We start from the raw sequence: 19,757 nt of genomic DNA, 5'->3' as shown, positions 1-19,757 counted from the left end.
CGGGATGCCTATCCGTTAATCATTTTTTTCAGCTTGTCCATCAGAAGGATGGTGTCATCTGCGCTTCTGACTGCGCACATAATCGTATCGTCCCCTGCAATGCACCCTACAATCTCACTGAAATGGATGGCATCCAGAGCCGCCGCCACTGCCATGGCCATCCCCGACACGGTCTTAATCACCAGAATGTTCTGGGCCATATCCATGGAGAGGAAGCCGTCATGAAGGATTCTGATGTACTTGTCGTTAAAGGTGCTCTGCTGGGGATGAAAGACAGCGTACTTCTGGCGCCCGTTCTCCCCCTGGATCTTTGAGAGCTTCAGTTCCCTGATATCTCTCGATACAGTAGCCTGAGTGACATTGTACCCCTCCTTATTCAGGTACTCAGCCAGCTCCTCCTGTGTCTCAATGTCATATTTTCCAATCAGCTCTACAATTTTGCTGTGACGTTCCAGTTTCATGAGTCTTCCCCTCTCTCCTGTGTCTGTTTTTCTGCCTGTTTTTCTGTCTGTTTGTCTTTATATCTGCCTCATCCTGTCTCTGAGATTTTCCAGGAAGGACACCTTTTTAAGCCTGATGAGCATTGTGACTGTCTCCGATTTCTCAATTCTTACCCGGTCCCCCGTCTTTAAGCGCACCTGGGTGTCCCCGTCAAAGCTCAGGAATTTTCCCGGCTCCTCCCTTCCGGTAATCTCCAGCTCGATGACCCGGTCCGGAGCCAGAACCACACTTCTGGAATTCAGCGTGTGGGGACAGATGGGGGTCAGCAGGATCATCTCCGAATCAGGGACGGCTATGGGGCCTCCTGCCGAAAGGTTGTAGGCCGTGGAGCCCGTAGGCGTGGCTGCTATGAGCCCGTCCGCCGAGTAATCCGTCAGAAATTCCCCGTCGATATAGAGGTTGAACCGAAGCATGCCGAGTCCGAACCTGGACAGGACAATGTCATTGAGGGCAATGTCCTTTGCCGCCGTACTTCCACCGGAGCTTACCGTCCCCTTCAGCATGATTCTCTTCTCCAGACCGTAGTGATCCGCGATCAGCTCGTCTAAAGCCGGAAAAATGTCCTTCTCACGCCCAATCTGGGCCAGATAGCCCAGCGTCCCCATATTGACGCCGAGAAGGGGAATATTGCTGCCTGCCAGATCCCTGGCCGCCTGGATCAGCGTCCCGTCTCCCCCCAGGCAGATGACGCACTCTGTCCTTGCAGGCACAGTGCTGCTGTCTGTATAGCGGAACGCATGGCGGCAGGAGGTTCTTTTTTCCGTGTCGCTGGCATCCCACACCACGCACTCGCAGTCCCTGTCCCTCAGGTATCTGCTGATCAGCTCTGCCCCATACTCCGCCTTTTTCTTAGAATGGTTTACAATCATATAGAAATACTTCATCTCATCAGCTCCGATTTGCCGCTTCCTGCTCTGCTGTTTTTGTCTGTCTGCCGCCTACTTGTCCAGCTCCCCGTGAGCCGCCTCCACAACAGCGGACGGATTTACCGACACATTCTCAAAATGCTCTCCGGCCCTGTGATTCTGAAGGTGAAGGAGATACTCGATATTGCCCTCCGGCCCCTTGATGGGCGAGTATTCGAGATTCATCACCTCAAAGCCGATGCTCACAGCAAAGGAAATCACCATCTCAATCACTTCCAGATGGGTGCTCTTTTCTCTGACCACGCCCTTCTTTCCCACCTTCTCACGGCCTGCCTCAAACTGAGGCTTAATCAGGCATACGATCTGCCCGTTTTCCGTCAGAAGCTCCTTGACCGGCCCAAGAACCTTCGTCAGAGAAATAAAGGAGACATCGATGGAGGCAAACTCCACCGGCTCCTCAATATCCTCCGGCGTCACGTAGCGGATATTCGTCTTTTCCATGCACACGACTCTCGGGTCGTTTCTCAGCTTCCAGGCCAGCTGCCCATGTCCCACGTCCACTGCGTAAACTTTCACGGCTCCGTTCTGAAGCATGCAGTCCGTAAAGCCTCCCGTGGAAGCGCCCACATCCATACAGACTTTGCCGGACAGCTCCACACCGAAATGCGTCATGGCCTTCTCTAACTTCAGCCCCCCGCGGCTGACATACCTGAGAGTCGCTCCCCTCACCTCCAGCTTCGCCGTTTCCTCAAAGGTGGTTCCGGCCTTGTCCTCCTTCTGCCCGTCCACATAGACGATGCCGGACATAATAATGGCCTTCGCCTTCTCCCTCGACTCTGCCAGCCCGTTTTTCACCAGCAGGACGTCCAGACGTTCCTTCATCTCTTACCTCCATCTAATCGCTTTTGCGCAGGCCAGGACTTTTCACGCCCTGCACCGCGCAGGTTTCTGCCTCAAACGCCATCTTCCCGGACCTGGCAGCTTCGTCTCAGTCAGAGCAGCTCCCGGCCTGCGGCTCCCTGTCTTTAAGAAAGCGCTCCGTTATTTTTTTCAGGACGGAATCACTGTCAATTCCCAGATCGCTTCGCAGAAGAGAAACATTTCCATGCTCCACATAGGCGTCCGGCAGAGCAATGTTTAATACCTCTATCTCTTTATAGCGCTTCTGCACGTAATCGGTAATCTGCTCGCCGTAGCCGCCTCTCAGCACATTCTCCTCCAGGGTGACAATGACTCTGTGGTTTTCTGCCAGATAGTCCACAATATCTGTGTCCACAGGCTTCACAAACCGGCCGTTTATCAGGGAGCAGGAAACACCCATTTTTTTCAGCTTGAGCCTCACATGCTCTGCCGTGCTCACCATGCTCCCCACTGCCAGAAGGGCAAACTCTGATTCCTCATAGATCAGTTCGCTCTTTCCGTACTCCACAGGAGCCAAAAATTCCTTGAGCCCCCGGTAGGCCTGTCCTCTCGGATACCGGATTGCCAGAGGTCCCTCATACTCCACGCCGAACCGGAGCATCTCCCTGAGTTCCCACAGATTCTTCGGGGCCATCACGCTCATATTCGGTATGGAGGAGAGGAAGGACAGGTCAAAAATTCCCTGATGGGTTTCCCCGTCGCTTCCCACCAGGCCCGCCCGATCCACGCAGAACAGCACCGGCAGGTTCTGGATACAGACATCGTGGAGAATCTGATCATAGGCTCTCTGCAGAAAGGACGAATAGACTGCCACAACCGGCTTGAGCCCCGCCGCAGCCATTCCCGCGGCTGAGGTGACGGCGTGCTCCTCCGCAATGCCTACGTCAAAGAAGCGATCCAGATAGAGCTTTTCAAACCTGGAAAGCCCCGTGCCTCCAGGCATGGCCGCCGTGACGGCAGCCACCCGGCTGTCCTCTGCCGCTATCTGGCAGATGGTCTTTGAAAATACGTCCGTGTAGGTGGGATAGATCTTGGTGGCCAGCGGCTTTCCTGTATCCGGGTTAAAGGGCTCCACACCGTGAAAGGCAGAAGGATTTTTCTCTGCCGGCTGGTAACCCTTCCCCTTTTTCGTCAGCACATGGATCAGGACGGCGCGGTCCATTTTTTTGGCCTCCCGGAAGATCTTGACAAGCTGCCTCACATCATGGCCGTCCACCGGGCCGATATAGGTAACTCCCATATTTTCGAACCACATGCCGGGAATGAAGAGCTGCTTGATTCCATTTTTTGTCCTGGTGAGCGTCTGAACCATCCCGTTTCCCACCATCGGAATGCTTCTCAGGGCTGCCACCACTGATTTTTTCAGCTCATTATAGCCCTCATCGGCTCTGAGATTGCTCAGATACCGGGAGATTCCTCCTACATTTTTCGAGATGGACATGTTATTGTCGTTCAGCACAATAATAAAGTTCTTTTTGATCTGAGCCGCATTATTCAGAGCCTCGTAGGCCATGCCGCCGGTCAGGGCTCCGTCCCCGATCACGGAGATGACGGAATAGTTCTCCCCCCTCACATCTCTTCCCAGAGCCATCCCAAGGCCCGCCGAGATGGAAGTGGAACTGTGGCCTGTATCGAAGGCGTCAAAAGGACTCTCCTTGCGCTTCGGAAAGCCGCTCAGGCCGCCGTACTGACGCAGGCCGTCAAAGTTGTCCTTTCTGCCGCTCAGAATCTTGTGGGTGTAAGACTGATGCCCTACATCCCAGATCACCTTGTCCCTGGGCAGATCAAAGGCCAGAAAAAGGGCCATAGTCAGCTCCACCACGCCGAGATTTGAGGCCAGGTGACCGCCTGTATGGCTGATTTTTTCGATCAGGAACCGGCGTATCTCCTCTGCCAGCGCCTTAAGCTCTGTTTCATTAAGTGTTTTAATGTCATCAGGCCCGTTAATTCTCTCCAAAATCACAGCTGCACCCTCTTTCCTGTTATTTTTCTCTGTAAATCAGAAGGCGGATCAGGCCTTCCAGGAATTCGTTTTTCCCCGGAAGGGAGTGAAGCAGGCGGACAGCCTCATCGGACAGCCTCTCTGACTTGGCCCTGGCATTTTCAAGGCCCTCGAGGGTCACATAGGTTGTCTTATGATTCTTCTCGTCGCTTCCCACCGGCTTTCCGATCACTTCCTCATTTCCCGTCACGTCCAGAATATCGTCCTGGATCTGGAAGGCCATGCCCACATTGGCAGCAATCTTTTCCACCGTGTCAAGCTCCTCTTTTGACGCACCGGCAAGCACTGCGCCGATCATCATGGACGCCTCCAGGAGCGCTCCTGTTTTCAGCCTGTAGATAAAGTCCAGCTTCTCCCTGGGAACCGGTTTGTTGGTCAGCTCCACATCCACCGTCTGGCCGCCGATCATTCCGTAAATTCCTGTCTTTTCAGACAAAATGTGAATGCAGCGCCCGATTCTCCCTGCCATGACAGGGTCCGCTCCTGAAAGAAAGGCTCTGCTGGCAGTTTCCACCGCATAGATCAGAAGGGCGTCGCCGGCAAGAACTGCCATGTCGTATCCGTATGCCACCCAGGTGGTTTTCTTGCCCCTGCGGTACTCGTCATTGTCCATACAGGGCAGATCATCGTGGATCAGGGACGAGGTGTGAATCATCTCGATGGCTGCCATAAAGGGCTCCACCTCTTTTCCCTGCCCTCCGAAAAGCCGGTAGACCTCCCTCATCAGCAGAGGGCGCAGCCGCTTCCCGCCTGCCCTCACGCTGTAATTCATGGCCTCGAAAATCGTTTTCTGATGTCCCGTTTCCTGGGGAAGGTAGGAGAAAACAATCTCCTCTGTCTCCCTTGTATACTGTAAAAGCTGTTCCTTAAGCTCCATATTCTCCTCCCGTATCATTGACCGCCACAATCTGTTTTTCCACCCGGTCAATTTTTCCTGCGCAGGCCTTCACAAGCTTCATTCCCTCCTCGTAGTACCGGAAGGAATCCTCCAGAGAGCTGCTGCCGTCCTCCAGCTTCCTGATCATGAGATCCAGCTCCTCAAACAGCTCCTCAATGGAGCGGGGATCCTCGGACGAGCCGCCGGCGCCTGCCTCTTTCTCCTGTCCCCGGGAATTTTCCTGCCCGTCGCTTCCGGTCTTCCTGGTTCTCTTCCTGGCCGCCGTCTTTTTCTTCTCCGGTACAGACTGAGTCTCTGCCTCCATGCCGGCCTGCATGCCGGCCTTCTCCTGGGGCTTATCAAAAATCCAGCCGTACTCGCTGTCCTGCGCTCTTTCTTCTCTGTCTTCCATTAACTCTCCTCCTGGACTTCCAGTTTCTCATAAAGCTCTGTCTGCTCCGCTCTGGCCTCAATCTGCCCGTCCGCCAGACGGATGCTCAGGCGGTCGCCGGGCCTTACAGAGGCGGCATGGTCCACCCTGCGCCCCTCCTCATCGGTGATAAAGCCAAAGCCACGGCTCAGTTTCTCCAGGGGAGACTGTCCGTGGAGTCTTCCGCTCATGAGAGCCAGCCTGTGCCTGCAGTCTGACAGCCGCCTTTCCATCAGACGCTTCAGTTCATCCTCCGCCGACACAAGGCGCTGCCGTTTTTCATTGATCTGGCGCTGAGGATCGTGGAGACGAAGCTTCAGGCGGTACTGCTCCGTCTGATAGCGCACGCCGTCTATCTTCCTCTTAAGCCCTCTTGCAAGAAGCTCCTTTGCTCCCCGAAGCTGCGCCTCAAACTGGCCAAAGTCAAACACTGCCAGCTCAGCCGCTGCCGAGGGAGTGGGCGCCCTCAAATCGGCCACGTAATCAGCTATGGTCACATCCGTCTCGTGTCCCACAGCAGAAATCACAGGGGTACTGCAGCGGAAGATAGCCCGCGCCACAATCTCCTCATTAAAGGCCCACAGATCCTCGATGGAACCGCCTCCGCGGCCTGCAATGATCACGTCAAGCCCCATCCTGTCAAGGACCTCAATCCCCCTTGCAATGCTCTCTGCCGCTCCCTCTCCCTGCACCCTGGCCGGGTACAGCACAAGCTGCACATAGGGGTTTCTCCTTGAGGAGATGTTGATAATATCCCGGATGGCCGCCCCGGTGCTGGCTGTCACCACCCCAACCGTCCTGGCAAATTTCGGGATCGGCCTCTTGTACTCGGGGGCGAACATCCCCATCTCCTCCAGCTCATTTCTGAGCTTTTCAAACCGCCGGAACAGATCCCCTGCCCCGTCCAGGGCAATCTGGGATGCATAGAGCTGATATCGGCCGTCTCTCTCATAGACTTCCACGCTTCCCTTCACCACCACCTGCTGCCCGTCCCTCAGCTCAAAGTCCAGTCCGCCTCTGCGGCTCGCAAACATGACGGCCTGGATTGCCGCCAGCCCGTCTTTCAGCGTAAAATAGATATGGCCCGAGGTGTGGTACTTGCAGTTAGACACCTCTCCCTTAATGGAAATGCGGCTCAGGGCAAAGTCCTGAGCAAACATGTTTTTAATGTAGGCGTTTACCTGGGAAACTGAATAGACACCTGCCACCTGCGCTCCCTCCGTCGTTTCAAAAGCTCTCTGCCCAGCTGCCGCCTATACCAGCTTTGCCAGAATTCCGTTTACAAAGGCCGGAGACTCGTCGCCGCCGAACTTCTTTGCCAGCTCTACGGCCTCGTTGATGGCCACCTTGTCCGGCACCTCCTCGTCATAACGGATCTCAAACAGGGCCAGACGCAGAATCGTAAGCTCTACCTTTCCCATGCGCCTGGTAGTCCAGCCCTCGGCCGTCTCATTGATCGCGGTATCCAGCTCTGTAAGCTTTTCCAGAACCTTTTCTACCTTGTTTTTCACATAGCCGCTGTCGTAAACGTCCAGCTCCGGGCAGTGAATCAGTTCATAGACGCCGTCAGAGGTGTAATCGTCCTCCCTTGGTTCTGTAAAATACTGCTCTATCTGCTCCTTTGTCTCCCCCTCCGGGTAAAAATCAGCGCAGAACAGCAGCTTAAAGCAGTGCTCACGCAGTTCTCTTCTGGTCATAAAATGTATCCTCCTGATTTCTTCTGTCTTGGTCAGCCATTCACAGTCGACTATTACTCTAATTTATCATTATAACTGAATGAGAGAAATTCTACAATACTTACATGAAACATTAAACAAAACAATGCATAAAACATTTCTGTTCCATCCCCTGAATTGCTGTTCCTAAAACTTTTCTTCTTTCGGTTTACAGGTGAAAAGTTTCACGTTATACTTAATAAGATAGAAATAGGATAGAAATTTTGCCTGTAAGCACATGTCTGACTCGGCGGCAGCGCCGTACTCAGCCGGCAGGCAAAATATTTGCATTACTTTTTGTATTACATGATGATCATATTTGAAATTATATTTCATACAACGGAGGAATTTGAAAATGAATTTAAGACGGATCCTCAGGCCGGGCCTGGCCCTGCTGCTCTCTCTGCAGCTTATGCTGTCATCTTCCCTCACAGCTCTGGCCGCTCCTGAATGGCCAAGCGATACAGGAATTATGGCTGACATCGGAATTGTGATTGACGCTGATTCCGGGGCAGTGCTGTTTGGTCAGGGCATCCATAACCAGTCGCCGCCGGCCAGTATCGCAAAGCTTCTGACAGCACTGGTAGTGGTAGAAAACAGCAGTCTTGACGATATGGTCACCTTCTCCCATGACGCCGTGTACAATGTGGAGTCGGGAAGCGGAAACAAGAAAAATATCGAGGAGGGCGATGTCCTGTCCGTGCGCGACTGTCTCTATCTGCTGCTTCTGCAGTCCAGCAACCAGGCAGCCAACGCTCTGGCCGAACATGTGGCTGGAAGCCGAGATGCCTTTGTGGAGATGATGAATGAAAAGGTCAGTGAACTGGGCTGCGTGGACGACACCCACTTTGCAAATCCTTCCGGCCTTAACGATGACACCCAGCACGTTTCTGCCTATGACATGGCACTGATCGCAAAGGCAGCCTTTGACAACCAGCAGGTTTATGAAATTGCCAGCACAAAGTCCTACAAGCTGCCTGCTACCATCAACAACCCAAACGGCGTCACCTGCACCAATGAGCACCGGCTGATCATCACGGAGGACGAGACAAGCGAGCTTTACTATCCGGCCGCCAAGGCGGGAAAGACGGGCTACACCTCCCTGGCCGGGAACACCCTTGTCACCTGTGCAGAAGAGGACGGCAGATGTCTGATCTCTGTCATCCTGAAGGGCCAGCCGTCCCCCAACTATTTCCTGGACGGAAAGAACCTGCTTCAGTTCGGATTTGAACGGTTTCAGAACCTTTCCGTGCCGGACAATGAAACCCGGTACGTCACAGGGGAGGAGTCCGTGGCTGTAAACGGAACCGAATACAGCCCGTCTGATCTGGAAATCGAGGCAGGAACTGTCATCACTATCCCAAAGGACGCTTCCTTCCAGGATGCCGCCCTGGAGCTTGTGACTGTTCTTCCTGACAGCCATCCCGACCGCGCTGTCGCCCTTCTCCAGTACACCTACAACGACCGAAAAATCGGACAGGCCTACCTGCTTTTAAAAGAAAGTGCAGTGCCTGCTTCCAGTGAGAGCACAGGAACCGGCGAAGCAGAATCCTCTTCCCCTGATTCCGGCAGCTCTGAGGCTCCCGGCGAATCCGGCGCGGGCTTCTCTCTCCCCGCCCCAACCCTTCCGGCTGTCGCAGTTTCTCTTCTCGTTCTGGCAGCGGCTCTGATCGGAGCCTACACTGTATACTCGAGAAAGAAAGAGGCCGAGGACTTGAGACGCCGCCGTGAACGCCGTATGCAGAGGCTCCGGGAGGAAAACTACACGGAGGAAGAGTTCTTCCAGCTGCTCAATGAGAGAAAGCGCCTGGCCTCCGAACACGGGCAGAGCCTTTCATCTGCCGGCCGTTCCGGCCGCAGGAAGAAAAAAGCTTCCTCTGAGAAACACATCGAAGATGTCAGCAAAGACTTTGACTCTGAGGAAGAGCAGGGACCTTTATAAGAGGTGTGCCTTCCTCTGCCTCAGAGATTCCCTGTCAGTGAGGATGCCTTCTTCTGCAGAAGGCATCCTCTTTTGTCTCTCCGTTCCCACGTTCCGAAAGCTCTGCAGCTCCGACTCTTCCCTTCCTGTTTCCTGCATCCGCCTCCCCCAGCCGCTGAGCAGCCGTTTCAATGAATTTCTGTACAGGGAAATAGTTATAAAATTAGTAACAGTTCAGCCATATATCTTCTTGCCCGCTTAAAGCGGACAAGAAGCGTCTGGCGTCGGAATCTTCGCATGGCTGAACTGTAACTAAAATATTTGAAATTTTGAAATTTTCTCTTTACATTTTCCCTTTCAGGGTATATACTTCAAACTATAGATGACGTCGAAAGACACATTGATACAATTCCATATCTGAAGTCTTTGTGGCAGGGTGGAAGTCCCTACCGATGGTTACAGTCCATGACCTGACGGCGTAAAGCGCGTAAAACGCGTATAAGGCCTGATGCTGATCTGGTGAAATTCCAGAACCGACGGTTACAGTCCGGATGAGAAAAGACGTTTTCTGTAACTCTACCTGAAGACCGTTGTGTTTTCAGGCTTTTTTGCTGTATGGCGGCTTTTTCAGGCTGCACGGCAAAAGCCTGCGGGCAGAAGCACAGAAGGATGCCCGGTAAGGCGAAACAGACCGTGATAAACCCCTGCAGAACACAGGACTGTCACGGCAGCGCACAGGGCGGACTTTTCCCTCTGTGTTATCATCAAATTTCAGGAGGACAGAAAAATGAACCAGAAACTGAACACAAAACAGCTGACACTCTGCGGACTTATGGGGGGACTCTCGGCAGCCCTGATGTTTTTTCGATTTCCCCTGCCGTTTATGCCGCCGTTCATGGACTTTGACTTTTCCGGCCTGGTGGAGATCATCGGCGGATTTACCATGGGGCCCTTCGCCGCTCTGGCAATTATTACCCTGAAAATTATCCTGAAAATACTCTGGCAGGGCAGCTCCTCTGCCTGGACCGGAGAACTTCAAAACTTTATGTTAAGCTGCGCTTACGTGCTTCCGGCTGTCTTCATCTACAGCACCCGCAAGACAAAGCTGAGGGCAGTCATCGGCATGTCTGCCGGGACCGTCATCTGTGCGGTGACTGCCGTATTTACAAATCTCTATATCATTATCCCCTTTTATACCTCCTTTATGGGGATTGGGATGGATGATATTCTGTCCATGTGCCGGGCAGTCAACCCTCTTCTCTCCACAGAATTATCTCTGGCTCTCCTGGGGATCATCCCCTTCAACCTCATAAAAAACGGAGTGCTGTCCGTTCTGGCCTTTGCCGTCTACAAGAAGATAAGCCGCCATATCAAACAGTTTGTCTCCTGCCAGGGCGGGCAGAGCCAGCCCTCCCGACAGCCGGCAGCTGTCAGGATCAAAAATTCGGATGAAGGCAGCCAGAAGGGCAGCACGGAACATCCGAACAGCTAGGACTCAGACAGCCTGAGTCAGGTCTCTTTAAAACAGCGCAGATGACAGACTTAACAGGAAAGGAAACCGAATTATGAAATTCAGCAGAGAAAAAAATCTCACCTTTGAGCAGGCCACGGCCCTGATGTTTGAACAGCTGGGTCAGTGGAAAATCATGGCTCTGGCCTCCAGCGTAAACGACTATGTGATGGTGCGCAATGTGAGCTGCCTTTTTTACGACAAAAAAATCTACTTTAAGACGGACAAAAATTTCCGGAAGACGAAACAGCTTTTTGAAAATCCCCGGGTGGCCATGTGCTGGAGCGGCGTCCAGGTGGAGGGGACTGCCAGAAACCTGGGACTTGTGACACAGGAGCCAGGAAGGCGTTTTGAGAAAGGCTACAGGAAATATCTCTGGAAAAGCTATAACGCCTACAGCCATGAGGATACTGAAATTCTGATTGAGGTGACGCCGAAATTCGTGGAAATCTGGGATACCAGCGGCGAGGATGAGTACGCCTATCAGATTTTTATTGATTTTGAGAAGCAGAGTGTGTCAGTAAAGCCCTATGATGTAGAAAGGCAGGAGCCTGGAAAGACAGGAGCTCCGAAGGGCAGGAACTCCGAAGGATAGAAACTACGAAGAACAGGAACTCCAAAGCACAGAAGCAGAAGGAAGAACGGCAGAAAATGAAGAAAGGGGAGCTTTAGTCCGCCTGAGCAGAACTAGAGCTCCCCTTTTTAGCCTTAAGGCATAACGCCCTGGGCCTTTTTCACTGTTGTCAGTGTTTTCAGTTATTTTTTATTCATCTTTCCCATCAGCATTACAACCAGGGTAATCAGGATAACGACTACGAAAATACCGCTCATTCCCTGCGCCATAATTTCCAGGGCGATTATAAGATTGTCCATCATAATTTTTTCCTCCTACAGGAACTGTGTCACCAGCTTGATAACAAGGCCGCCTGCGATTACGGATGCGATCTGGCCGGATACGTTAGCACCTACAGCATGCATCAGGATGATGTTGCCCTTCTCTTCCTCCTGAGCCATCTTCTGAACAACTCGAGAAGACATTGGGAACGCGGAAATTCCGGCACCGCCGATCATCGGGTTAATCTTCTCCTTGCGGAACAGGTTGATAATCTTCGCAAAGACAACACCGCCGATTGTATCGAATATGAATGCCACAAGACCGATGCACATGATCAGAACTGTGTCAATACGGACGAAAGCATCAGCTCTCATGCTGAAAGAGATTGTGATACCTAACAGCAGTGTAATCAGGTTTGCAAGCTCATTCTGTGCTGTGTCGGACATGGACTGCAGCACACCGCACTCGCGGATCAGGTTTCCGAACATCAGGAAGCCTACCAGGGCAACAGATGCCGGAGAAATCAGACCTACAATAATTGTAACGATAATCGGGAAGGCAATCTTTGTAGTTTTAGAAACTGCCTTCGGGCTGTATGTCATATGGATGCGGCGCTCCTTCTTGGTCGTCACAAGGCGGATAGCAAATGGCTGGATAATCGGAACCAGAGCCATATAGGAATAAGCCGCTACCGCAATCGCTCCCACATAGTCAGAATGAAGCACCTGAGATACGAGAATGGATGTAGGACCGTCGGCTGCACCGATGATACCGATGGATGCCGCATCCTTCAGGTCGAATCCCAGCAGAGTTGCTACAATAATAGCAAAGAAAATACCGAACTGTGCCGCTGCACCGAACAGGAACATGATCGGCTGTGAAAGCAGAGGCCCAAAGTCAATCATGGCGCCAATACCGATGAATAAGAGGATTGGAAGCGCCTCAGAAGCCTCAATTGTAGTTTCAAAGAGCCACTGAATAATACCTGGCGTTTCACCTACGCCTTCCATAACCTGGTTGATTACGCCTGATAATGGCAGGTTTACCAAGATTGCTCCAAACCCCATAGGCAGAAGCAGAGCCGGCTCATACCCCTTCTTGATTGCGAGCCAGATAAGGAGAACTCCTACAACATACATGACCAGCTGCTGTGGTGTGATAGCCATGATGCCTTCCAGTAAAAAGTCCATTTCTTTCCCTCCTAATTTCTTTTCTCTTCCCTTGTTTTTCGTTTTGGGAGTTTATGCCTCTTTTAAGTTTCGCCTGCTCTCAGCATTTTATGCTTTCCGGAACAGAAAAGCCCGGCTTTTCCGCTGGCCTTTCACTTTATGCCTGTCCTGGAGCGGTCCGGCATTCCCTCACCGCAGAATTCCCTCCTATGACGTCCCGTCTCTGTCTTGCAGCGGTATCGGACAGCCGTCAGAAATTCAGGCAGCCTGCAGCATATAGGGCAGCGAAGGCAGTGGTTATCATGGCACAAAAAAAGACTTTCAGCATATAAGCATATGCTAAAAGTCTTGTTCTTCTGTATCGTATCTTCCATACAAAAGACATGCAACCACGGGTTCCTCGCCCGGCGTATGTTGACTGCATGTTGGCAACTACTCCCTTTTAACGTGAAAAATCTTAACACAGATTTCCGCTTGAGTCAAGAAAGAAAGTGTTTGTTGTCGAATTCTTAACATTTTCTTACCATATTTGTCCTGCCGTCTCTATTTCAGTCCGCTCATACTGACGCCGGCAATTTTGATATTTACCTCCAGAACAGTCAGCCCCGTCATGGTTTCAATGGCCGTCCTGACCCTCTCCTGAACCTTCTCACTTACATCAGGAATGCTGTAGCCATATTTCATGTTCAGTGAAAGCTCCACCGAGACATGGTCGTCGTCTACACTTATCTTCACGCCTCTGTTCAGATTTTTCATGCCGAGCTTGCCCACCAGTTCATTGGTAATATTTCCGGCCATGGAATCTACGCCTTCCACCTCCGTGGCAGCCAGACCTGCAATCATGGCGACTACCTCATCCGCAATCTTTACTTCTCCCAGCTTTTCCTTCCGGCTCAGCTCCTGTGTGTCCTTCTTCTCAGTTTCCATCTGCATTCCCGCTACCTCCTGTCCTGTTTTTACGGCGCTGCCGCCTCTCTCCTGGGAGAGCACTTCAAAGTTTCCATATCATAGGCTCAGCCAGAAATCAGGGGCTTTCCCTTTTTGAAATATATTCCGGCGTTTCTGTATTTCCGGCAGCAGCAGCCATAGCTTCATTATAGCAGATAGGCAGAGGTTTGCAAGAATAAACCTCTGGGCAGGAGCCCTAAAAAGCTGTGTGGACCGGTCTCTTCAGCCGGCCTCTGGGGTCAGTTGAAACACTCTCTATTCCTGAAGCTGCATGAGGGTGATTACGATATTGTCAGCCGTCACCTCTGTCTTCCTCTTTACAATATCCTCAATCTGCGCCCGCTCTGGATCCGTCAGGGTTGTGGCATTGATGACCACATCTACTTTTCCGTCTGTGATGCTTACCACCGGATCGGCAAATCCCTTTGCCATGAGGAGGGTTTCCGCCGCATTTTCCTTTTCCGCGATGGCAGTCATGTCGATCATATCCTGTACCGCCGTTTCCTTGGACACGCTGTCAATATTCTCGTTGTTGATAATCTCCATCAGAGTTTCCTTGTTCTTTGCCCGGATCTGCTCTCTGTTTAACTGTTCATTCGCTATGTAGTCGGTAACACTTGTTCCTCCTGTGAGGACAGCTTCCCCGGGATTATCGATGCCGGAGTCGGAATCTGCTTCTGATGAGCCGGCTTCCATCCCCGTCTCTCCTGCATCTGCCGCTCCTGACCCAGCAGCTTCTGCGTCCTGGCTCTCTGCCTGGGCGCCGGCTGCTTCTGCATTTTCAGCATCGGCTGCCTCTGCATCCGGTTCATTGTCAAGGCTTGCAATTTCCTGATACTCCTTCGCCTCACCGCTGTCCACATTCACGCTGTCCTGCTGTCCGCTCTGAGCCGCCTTGTTTTCCGCCAAAATGTCCTCATCTGAGATTTCCATAACCCCCGCCTCATAGACAGGTCCCCCCACCTCCTCCTGCCCTGAATAATTCAGGTATCCGGCAGCAGCTATCATGATGGCCAGCGTGGTGATAATAATCTGGTTGCGTCTAAAAATTCGTTTCATTTTCATAATCTTCGCTCCTTTAATCCACCCTCTTTAATACTTTTATTTTATGTGCCGGTATATTAAATAATGCTTCCATGGCTTCTGAAATTTCGGCCCTGACTGCGGCATTTCCTCCCCCCTGGGCGCTCACCACAATCCCTTCTATCTCCGGCCGGAGCTCTTTCTCGATCACAGGGACTTTTTCTGAGCCGTTTTCTGAAAAAACGGACGTCCCCGATACCTCCTCGCTCATGGCTTTTCTCTTTCCCCCTGCGCTGTCCTCCTCCTCTGTAGATGTGCGGCTTTTCGTCTGGTCTACATGAAGAACCTTTTCCTCCGAGGATTTCAATACAATCATCACGTCCACTTCCCCCACTCCCTCTGTATTTTTAAGGATCTCTTTCACCCGTTCCTCCATCTGCTTTTCATAGGCAAGCTGGCTGTCAATGAAATCATCCCCGGTCTGGGCAGTCAGAGAGCCGGAACCTTTTTTTCCGGAATTTTCTCTTCCCGTAAACAGCCCCTCGACGGCATCCTCCCCTTCTCCTGACGCAGCCCCTGTTCCCGCTTCTTCTGTTCCCGCTGCCGCCGCTTCGGCAGTCTGGGCCGCGCTCTGCTTTCTCCCCGCAGGAATGGCGAGCAGCAGCAGGAGAATTCCGCATACCAGAAGTACTGCCCACTTCTCAGGGCCCAGCTTGTCACGGTTCGTCCCGCCCTTTCCCCATCTGAACTTTGATATGGCTTTCTTCCAGTCCATAGAACTCTGCAATCTCCTTTCTTATTTTTATGGCCTCCCTGCTGCCTGCAATGCCCGGAGCCGATACCTGGCTGGCAGATTCCCCTGGCTTTCCCTCTCTCTGGGCACTGTCCAGGTTCTCCTGACCGCCCCTGCCGGAATCCTCCCAGTTCCAGGCGCTCTCATCCTCTCCCAGAGTAACCCGGAAGGGCGCCGCCTCCATCCCGGAAGCAGAGGCATCGCTGTTCCAGACGTTTTTCTGTCCGCTGTTCTCCTCCTGCCCGGCCGCTTCCTGTCCAAAACCTTCAGACTCACTTCCCGGCGCTGCCTTCATCTCTTCTATCCAGACCTCCACTGTCTCCACCGTTCCGAAATCGCTGCTCTCCCTGTCCCGGCTGATCCTCACCTGAGCCCTCACCCCCCGGCATCCGGCATCAGAAAGACGCCGCTCCAGTTCCTCTGACGCCGCCGCCTCATACTGTCCAATCAGCTGTTCCAGACGTTTTCTGTCCATCTCCTCAATCTGCCCCCTGTATTCCCCGGCTTCGCTCTGAAAGGAGATAGACTCAAAATAGTAGGCCAGCCGCTCATCCAGGTTCAGACTCCCGGTCAGGGGGCTGAGCACTAAAAGGATTAAAACCATTCCTGTGAACAGCCTGAAATATCTGTCATAGGCCTTTCCCGGCAGCAGATTTGTCACAAAGGTCATGAAAATCAAATAAAAGACAATATTTCTCACCCATGTGTCGAGCGCTTCCATCCACACTCCTCCCTTCCTGGCCCTCCGGCCCTTCGCTCTTTGCTGCCCTTCACAGCTTATCCGGCATAGTAGGCCGTATTGGATGTCATGCAGATGACTCCAATGGAGATAATAAAGAGAAAGGCAGATGTAAGCACCAGCCTTATCAGAATCTGATGAGCCTTTCCCATATCGGAAATGCACGCTGCAATCCTTTTATCGCAGACTGGCTCTGTCACTGCGGCCAGTCCGTGGTAAAGGGCCATAAGAATCAGCAGTTTTAAAAGAGGAACAGCCGTAAGCAGGATGAGGACCACCGCTGCCGCTGCACCCACCGTATTTTTTATGAGAATCCCCGACCCCAGCACCATCTGCGATATGGCAGAGGCCCCCTGCCCAATGCCCGGAATCACGGAAATCAGCCTCTGGATAGAAACATTCTTGATGGCATCTGCATAGGGCAGCACCATCCCCTGCAGCAGCTGAAATCCCAGGACAATTCCGGTGACCGTCTTAAGGCTCCACTCAATAATATTTTTTATAAGAACTGTCATTCTGGAAAACAGTTCCTCCTTCGTCAGATGGCCCGCTAAAACGAGGAGAATGTAAACCTTAGTCAGAGGCAGAAGGAAGGTGGAGAGAAGCCATTCCACCGCTGCGATGGAAAGGAGCATCCATTCACAGCCGGCAGCGGCGCTCAGCCCTCCTCCGGTAAAGGATACTGCCATAAAGTAGGCGGGCGCCAGGGTCTTCATAAAGCCCAGAACTGTGGAGATGGCCTCCCCTGCTATGGAAAGGCTCCCGTAAAAACTGGCTGCCAGCAGGGAAAACAGCAGAAGGAAGGTGACATAAAAGGCGGTCTCCGAAATCTGCCCTCCGGAAAAAATATCCGAAAAGCAGGAGAATACCGCCCCCGCCATGCTGATTAAAAGCACCTGGGTCATCAGCCTTGTCCCGGAAGACAGCTCCGAAAAGAGAGCCGCCTTAAGCCCTGAAAGTGCCTGGGAAAATGCCCCGGCAAAATCCCCCTTCAGAAGCGTTAACAGAAGCTCCTCAAAGGAAAATCCGGACTCCCCCCACTGACTCTGTTCCAGAAACCTCTCCACCTGCGAAAAATCCAGCTCCGACAGCCCGTCCAATACTTCCTCCTGAACGGACGGCCCTCCCTCTCCCTGGCTGCTCCCTGAGTCGGCCTCTGTCTCCTCTGCCGCCGCGGACCCCTGTGCCCCATAGGCGGGAGAGACTCCATGGACAAAGAGCAGCATAACGGAACCTGCGGCAGCGGCGAGAAAAAACGCTGTTCTCTTCAGAAAAGGCCTGACCTTCACCGCTTTCACCTCCCTCCTCATTCCAGAAAATGCTCCAGTGTCTCAAACAGAGCCAGAATCACCGGGGTGCTTACCGCCAGAATCGACAGCTTTCCGAACATCTCTATCTGTGTCCCTATGGAGGAATAGCCTGCATCCCGGCAGATCCCCGATGCCAGCTCAGCAATATAGGTGATCCCGATCATTTTGAGGAGGGCTGTCATATAGACGCTGTCTATCTGGATATAGTCCTGAAGTTTTCTGACTGCCTCAAGGATTGCCCTGAGTTTTCCCGTGCTGTAAAAGAAGATCACCAGGCCCCCTGCCATGATAATGTAGATGCCGAATTCTGCGCCTTTGCTTTTAAACTGAACTGCTGTCAGAACCGCGATGATTCCCACTGCCGCAGCTGTCTCTATTCCCACTCCATCCCCTCCCTTCCCGATGCTTGTACAGTATATTCCGGGGAGCGGCAGGTGAGAACCTGTGAAAAGAATCTGAGCGTTCTGTCATGCTCTCCAAACGGATTTTTCTGCAGACAAAAATATCACAGGCAGTTCCTCCGATTCTTTCCATCGGACCAAACTGCCTGTGATACCTTTCTTATTTGTATTCTTATTTCTATTCTTATTTTATTCTGCCACACCCTGCTGCTCTCTGCAGGGCCGGCAGATAAACCACCTTTTTTTATACCTCAATCTCTTTCCCGATCGCCGCCTCAACTACCCTGATCAGGCTTCCGTTCCTGATAATCTCCTCACAGTAGTTAATATCGCCGTAAAGCTCCCGGTCTTCCTCCAGTCTGGCCACCTCTTTGCGCACCAGGTCATAGGCTGCCTGGGTTCCCTTTCCAAGCCCCTTATTGCCCCTCATATCGATTCCCTGGCAGGCTACCATCAGCTCCATAGCGAGAACTCTGCGCACATTGGCACCGATCTCCCCTGCCTTTCTGGCAGCGATGGTTCCCATGCTCACGTGATCCTCCTGCCCTGCTGAGGACGGGATGCTGTCCACGCTGGCCGGATGGGCCAAAACCTTGTTCTCTGACACCAGCGCCGCCGCCGAGTACTGCACAATCATAAATCCGGAGCAGACGCCTCCGTTTGGCGTCAGGAAGGCCGGAAGGCCGCTGTAGGCCGGATTCACCAGACGCTCGATTCTCCGCTCAGACACATCGGCCAGCTCTGACTCGGCGATTCCCAGAAAGTCGAAGCTCAAAGCCATGGGCTGTCCGTGGAAGTTGCCGCCGGAAATCCCCGCATGGTCGTCCTGAAAGATGAGCGGGTTGTCTGTCACCGAGTTAATCTCAATATCCACCTTGTCTCTCACATAGTTTACCGCATCCTTGCTGGCGCCGTGAATCTGCGGACAGCAGCGCAGGGAATAGGCATCCTGCACGCGGATCTGCCCCTGTCTTGTGGTATTTTTGCTTCCCTCCAAAAGAGTGAGAAGATTTCTCGCCGTAGCCATCTGACCCTTGTGAGGGCGGACCTTGTGAACTCTCGGATCCAGCGCGTCCACCACCCCATTCTGAGCCTCAAAGCTGAGAGCTGCCGCGATGTCCGCCACCTTCAACAGGCAAATGGCATCGTAGAGAGCCAGGGAACCTGCGCTCGTCATGGCCTGCGTCCCGTTGTTGAGGGCAAGCCCCTCCTTGGCGGAAAGCTCAATCACCGGGATGCCTGCCCGATCCATGGCCTCCTTTCCGGGAAGCACCTCTCCCTGGTACTCTGCCAGCCCCAGACCGATCATTGGCAGCACCATGTGAGAGAGGGGTGCCAGATCGCCGGAAGCGCCCAGAGAGCCCTTCTCAGGGATCACCGGAGTCACACCCTTATTCAGCATGTCCACCATAGTCTGAAGCGTTTCCAGGCGGATGCCGGAAAATCCCTTGGAAAGATTGTTGATGCGAAGCAGCATGATCCCTCTCGCAATATCCCTGGAAAACGGCTCTCCTGCGCCGACTGCGTGGGTGATAATCAGATTTTTCTGCAGCTCCTTGCACTGATCCTGTGAAATTACCACGTCGCTGAATTTTCCAAATCCTGTGGTGATCCCGTAGACCACCTTCTCCTCGGCAATCAAATCGTCCACAATCTTTCTGGACGCTCTCACATTCTCCTTGGCCTCATCGGAAAGCTCTACCAGAGCCTCCTGACGGCAGACTGCCACTATCTCCTCAACTGTCAAATCCTCTCCTGTAATCAGAACTTTACTCATAATACAAGCCCACTCCTTT

At 52.7% G+C, this 19,757-nt stretch carries 20 protein-coding genes and 1 riboswitch; of the genes, 3 read left to right on the top strand and 17 right to left on the bottom strand.

From position 1 onward, the window contains the following. Window positions 1–8 precede the first annotated feature (8 nt). The 8 genes from LK436_RS06465 to nusB form a co-directional block, all read right to left on the bottom strand. Complete coding sequence (locus tag LK436_RS06465) at window positions 9–461, bottom strand: arginine repressor (RefSeq protein ID WP_008397621.1); 453 nt, start codon at window positions 459–461, stop codon at window positions 9–11. Window positions 462–518: 57 nt separating this feature from the next. After that, on the bottom strand, window positions 519–1,385 hold the full coding sequence (locus LK436_RS06460; protein WP_008397623.1) for an NAD(+)/NADH kinase: 867 nt from the start codon (window positions 1,383–1,385) through the stop codon (window positions 519–521). Between the two features lie 54 nt (window positions 1,386–1,439). After that, entirely contained in the window at window positions 1,440–2,249 is an 810-nt protein-coding gene (locus LK436_RS06455) for a TlyA family RNA methyltransferase (RefSeq protein ID WP_008397625.1), read from the bottom strand. Between the two features lie 106 nt (window positions 2,250–2,355). Further along, window positions 2,356–4,251 carry a 1-deoxy-D-xylulose-5-phosphate synthase gene (dxs, locus tag LK436_RS06450; protein ID WP_008397626.1) on the bottom strand — a complete coding sequence of 632 codons (1,896 nt, stop codon included), beginning with the start codon at window positions 4,249–4,251 and terminating at the stop codon, window positions 2,356–2,358. A gap of 19 nt (window positions 4,252–4,270) precedes the next feature. After that, the gene (locus tag LK436_RS06445; protein ID WP_008397627.1) at window positions 4,271–5,167 is read right to left on the bottom strand and encodes a polyprenyl synthetase family protein; all 897 of its coding nucleotides are present in this window, start codon (window positions 5,165–5,167) and stop codon (window positions 4,271–4,273) included. Then, window positions 5,157–5,579: an exodeoxyribonuclease VII small subunit gene (gene xseB, locus LK436_RS06440; RefSeq protein ID WP_008397628.1), complete on the bottom strand. Its 423-nt coding sequence runs from the start codon at window positions 5,577–5,579 to the stop codon at window positions 5,157–5,159. The genes LK436_RS06445 and xseB overlap by 11 nt, the downstream gene beginning before the upstream one ends. Beyond that, a complete protein-coding gene (gene xseA, locus LK436_RS06435) occupies window positions 5,579–6,805 on the bottom strand; it encodes an exodeoxyribonuclease VII large subunit (RefSeq protein WP_044931175.1) in 1,227 nt (408 codons plus the stop codon). Before xseA ends, xseB begins: the two co-directional genes overlap by 1 nt. Window positions 6,806–6,850: 45 nt before the next feature. Then, the gene (gene nusB, locus LK436_RS06430) at window positions 6,851–7,294 is read right to left on the bottom strand and encodes a transcription antitermination factor NusB (protein WP_008397630.1); all 444 of its coding nucleotides are present in this window, start codon (window positions 7,292–7,294) and stop codon (window positions 6,851–6,853) included. Window positions 7,295–7,667: 373 nt separating this feature from the next. On the opposite strand from nusB, the gene LK436_RS06425 reads away from it, so the two are divergent. From LK436_RS06425 to LK436_RS06415, 3 genes are all read left to right on the top strand, one after another. Then, window positions 7,668–9,254, top strand: a complete 1,587-nt coding sequence (locus LK436_RS06425) for a D-alanyl-D-alanine carboxypeptidase family protein (protein WP_044931176.1) — start codon at window positions 7,668–7,670, stop codon at window positions 9,252–9,254. A gap of 397 nt (window positions 9,255–9,651) precedes the next feature. Then, window positions 9,652–9,800, top strand: a riboswitch (FMN riboswitch). Between the two features lie 220 nt (window positions 9,801–10,020). Next, window positions 10,021–10,725, top strand: a complete 705-nt coding sequence (locus LK436_RS06420) for an ECF transporter S component (protein WP_008397635.1) — start codon at window positions 10,021–10,023, stop codon at window positions 10,723–10,725. 73 nt (window positions 10,726–10,798) lie between these two features. Then, the gene (locus LK436_RS06415; protein WP_008397636.1) at window positions 10,799–11,338 is read left to right on the top strand and encodes a pyridoxamine 5'-phosphate oxidase family protein; all 540 of its coding nucleotides are present in this window, start codon (window positions 10,799–10,801) and stop codon (window positions 11,336–11,338) included. 161 nt (window positions 11,339–11,499) lie between these two features. Here the strand turns inward: LK436_RS06415 and LK436_RS18360 are convergent, their stop codons facing one another. The 9 genes from LK436_RS18360 to hutH all read right to left on the bottom strand — a co-directional run bounded on the left by LK436_RS18360 (window position 11,500) and on the right by hutH (window position 19,738). Beyond that, window positions 11,500–11,619 (bottom strand): OadG-related small transporter subunit, encoded by a 120-nt coding sequence (locus tag LK436_RS18360; protein WP_008397637.1) that lies wholly within the window; start codon window positions 11,617–11,619, stop codon window positions 11,500–11,502. 12 nt (window positions 11,620–11,631) lie between these two features. Continuing rightward, complete coding sequence (locus LK436_RS06410; protein ID WP_008397638.1) at window positions 11,632–12,768, bottom strand: sodium ion-translocating decarboxylase subunit beta; 1,137 nt, start codon at window positions 12,766–12,768, stop codon at window positions 11,632–11,634. 522 nt (window positions 12,769–13,290) lie between these two features. Continuing rightward, on the bottom strand, window positions 13,291–13,680 hold the full coding sequence (locus LK436_RS06405; RefSeq protein ID WP_015573505.1) for an Asp23/Gls24 family envelope stress response protein: 390 nt from the start codon (window positions 13,678–13,680) through the stop codon (window positions 13,291–13,293). Between the two features lie 270 nt (window positions 13,681–13,950). Then, window positions 13,951–14,760 carry a SpoIIIAH-like family protein gene (locus LK436_RS06400; RefSeq protein WP_008397641.1) on the bottom strand — a complete coding sequence of 270 codons (810 nt, stop codon included), beginning with the start codon at window positions 14,758–14,760 and terminating at the stop codon, window positions 13,951–13,953. A 13-nt stretch (window positions 14,761–14,773) separates the two neighbouring features. Continuing rightward, entirely contained in the window at window positions 14,774–15,493 is a 720-nt protein-coding gene (locus tag LK436_RS06395; RefSeq protein WP_008397642.1) for a stage III sporulation protein AG, read from the bottom strand. Beyond that, a complete protein-coding gene (locus tag LK436_RS06390) occupies window positions 15,435–16,232 on the bottom strand; it encodes a stage III sporulation protein AF (RefSeq protein WP_008397643.1) in 798 nt (265 codons plus the stop codon). Before LK436_RS06390 ends, LK436_RS06395 begins: the two co-directional genes overlap by 59 nt. Window positions 16,233–16,288: 56 nt before the next feature. After that, a complete protein-coding gene (locus tag LK436_RS06385) occupies window positions 16,289–17,560 on the bottom strand; it encodes a stage III sporulation protein AE (protein WP_008397644.1) in 1,272 nt (423 codons plus the stop codon). Next, window positions 17,557–17,943 (bottom strand): SpoIIIAC/SpoIIIAD family protein, encoded by a 387-nt coding sequence (locus LK436_RS06380; protein WP_008397645.1) that lies wholly within the window; start codon window positions 17,941–17,943, stop codon window positions 17,557–17,559. The genes LK436_RS06385 and LK436_RS06380 overlap by 4 nt, the downstream gene beginning before the upstream one ends. A 262-nt stretch (window positions 17,944–18,205) precedes the next feature. After that, window positions 18,206–19,738, bottom strand: a complete 1,533-nt coding sequence (gene hutH / locus LK436_RS06375) for a histidine ammonia-lyase (RefSeq protein WP_008397646.1) — start codon at window positions 19,736–19,738, stop codon at window positions 18,206–18,208. Window positions 19,739–19,757: the final 19 nt, after the last annotated feature.

Origin of the sequence: Clostridium sp. M62/1 (assembly GCF_020736365.1) — a bacterium.
In the GTDB taxonomy this organism is placed as follows: domain Bacteria; phylum Bacillota; class Clostridia; order Lachnospirales; family Lachnospiraceae; genus Otoolea; species Otoolea saccharolyticum_A.
Note: the sequence above shows the minus strand (reverse complement) of the source record. Positions and strands in the feature narration are given on the sequence as shown.

Coding starts and splice junctions, on each gene's coding strand:
- LK436_RS06465 (WP_008397621.1), bottom strand. CDS start 461: ATGAAACTGGAACGTCACAGCAAAATTGTAGAGCTGATTGGAAAATAT.
- LK436_RS06460 (WP_008397623.1), bottom strand. CDS start 1,385: ATGAAGTATTTCTATATGATTGTAAACCATTCTAAGAAAAAGGCGGAG.
- LK436_RS06455 (WP_008397625.1), bottom strand. CDS start 2,249: ATGAAGGAACGTCTGGACGTCCTGCTGGTGAAAAACGGGCTGGCAGAG.
- LK436_RS06445 (WP_008397627.1), bottom strand. CDS start 5,167: ATGGAGCTTAAGGAACAGCTTTTACAGTATACAAGGGAGACAGAGGAG.
- xseB (WP_008397628.1), bottom strand. CDS start 5,579: ATGGAAGACAGAGAAGAAAGAGCGCAGGACAGCGAGTACGGCTGGATT.
- nusB (WP_008397630.1), bottom strand. CDS start 7,294: ATGACCAGAAGAGAACTGCGTGAGCACTGCTTTAAGCTGCTGTTCTGC.
- LK436_RS06425 (WP_044931176.1), top strand. CDS start 7,668: ATGAATTTAAGACGGATCCTCAGGCCGGGCCTGGCCCTGCTGCTCTCT.
- LK436_RS06420 (WP_008397635.1), top strand. CDS start 10,021: ATGAACCAGAAACTGAACACAAAACAGCTGACACTCTGCGGACTTATG.
- LK436_RS06415 (WP_008397636.1), top strand. CDS start 10,799: ATGAAATTCAGCAGAGAAAAAAATCTCACCTTTGAGCAGGCCACGGCC.
- LK436_RS18360 (WP_008397637.1), bottom strand. CDS start 11,619: ATGATGGACAATCTTATAATCGCCCTGGAAATTATGGCGCAGGGAATG.
- LK436_RS06410 (WP_008397638.1), bottom strand. CDS start 12,768: ATGGACTTTTTACTGGAAGGCATCATGGCTATCACACCACAGCAGCTG.
- LK436_RS06405 (WP_015573505.1), bottom strand. CDS start 13,680: ATGCAGATGGAAACTGAGAAGAAGGACACACAGGAGCTGAGCCGGAAG.
- LK436_RS06400 (WP_008397641.1), bottom strand. CDS start 14,760: ATGAAAATGAAACGAATTTTTAGACGCAACCAGATTATTATCACCACG.
- LK436_RS06395 (WP_008397642.1), bottom strand. CDS start 15,493: ATGGACTGGAAGAAAGCCATATCAAAGTTCAGATGGGGAAAGGGCGGG.
- LK436_RS06390 (WP_008397643.1), bottom strand. CDS start 16,232: ATGGAAGCGCTCGACACATGGGTGAGAAATATTGTCTTTTATTTGATT.
- LK436_RS06385 (WP_008397644.1), bottom strand. CDS start 17,560: ATGAGGAGGGAGGTGAAAGCGGTGAAGGTCAGGCCTTTTCTGAAGAGA.
- hutH (WP_008397646.1), bottom strand. CDS start 19,738: ATGAGTAAAGTTCTGATTACAGGAGAGGATTTGACAGTTGAGGAGATA.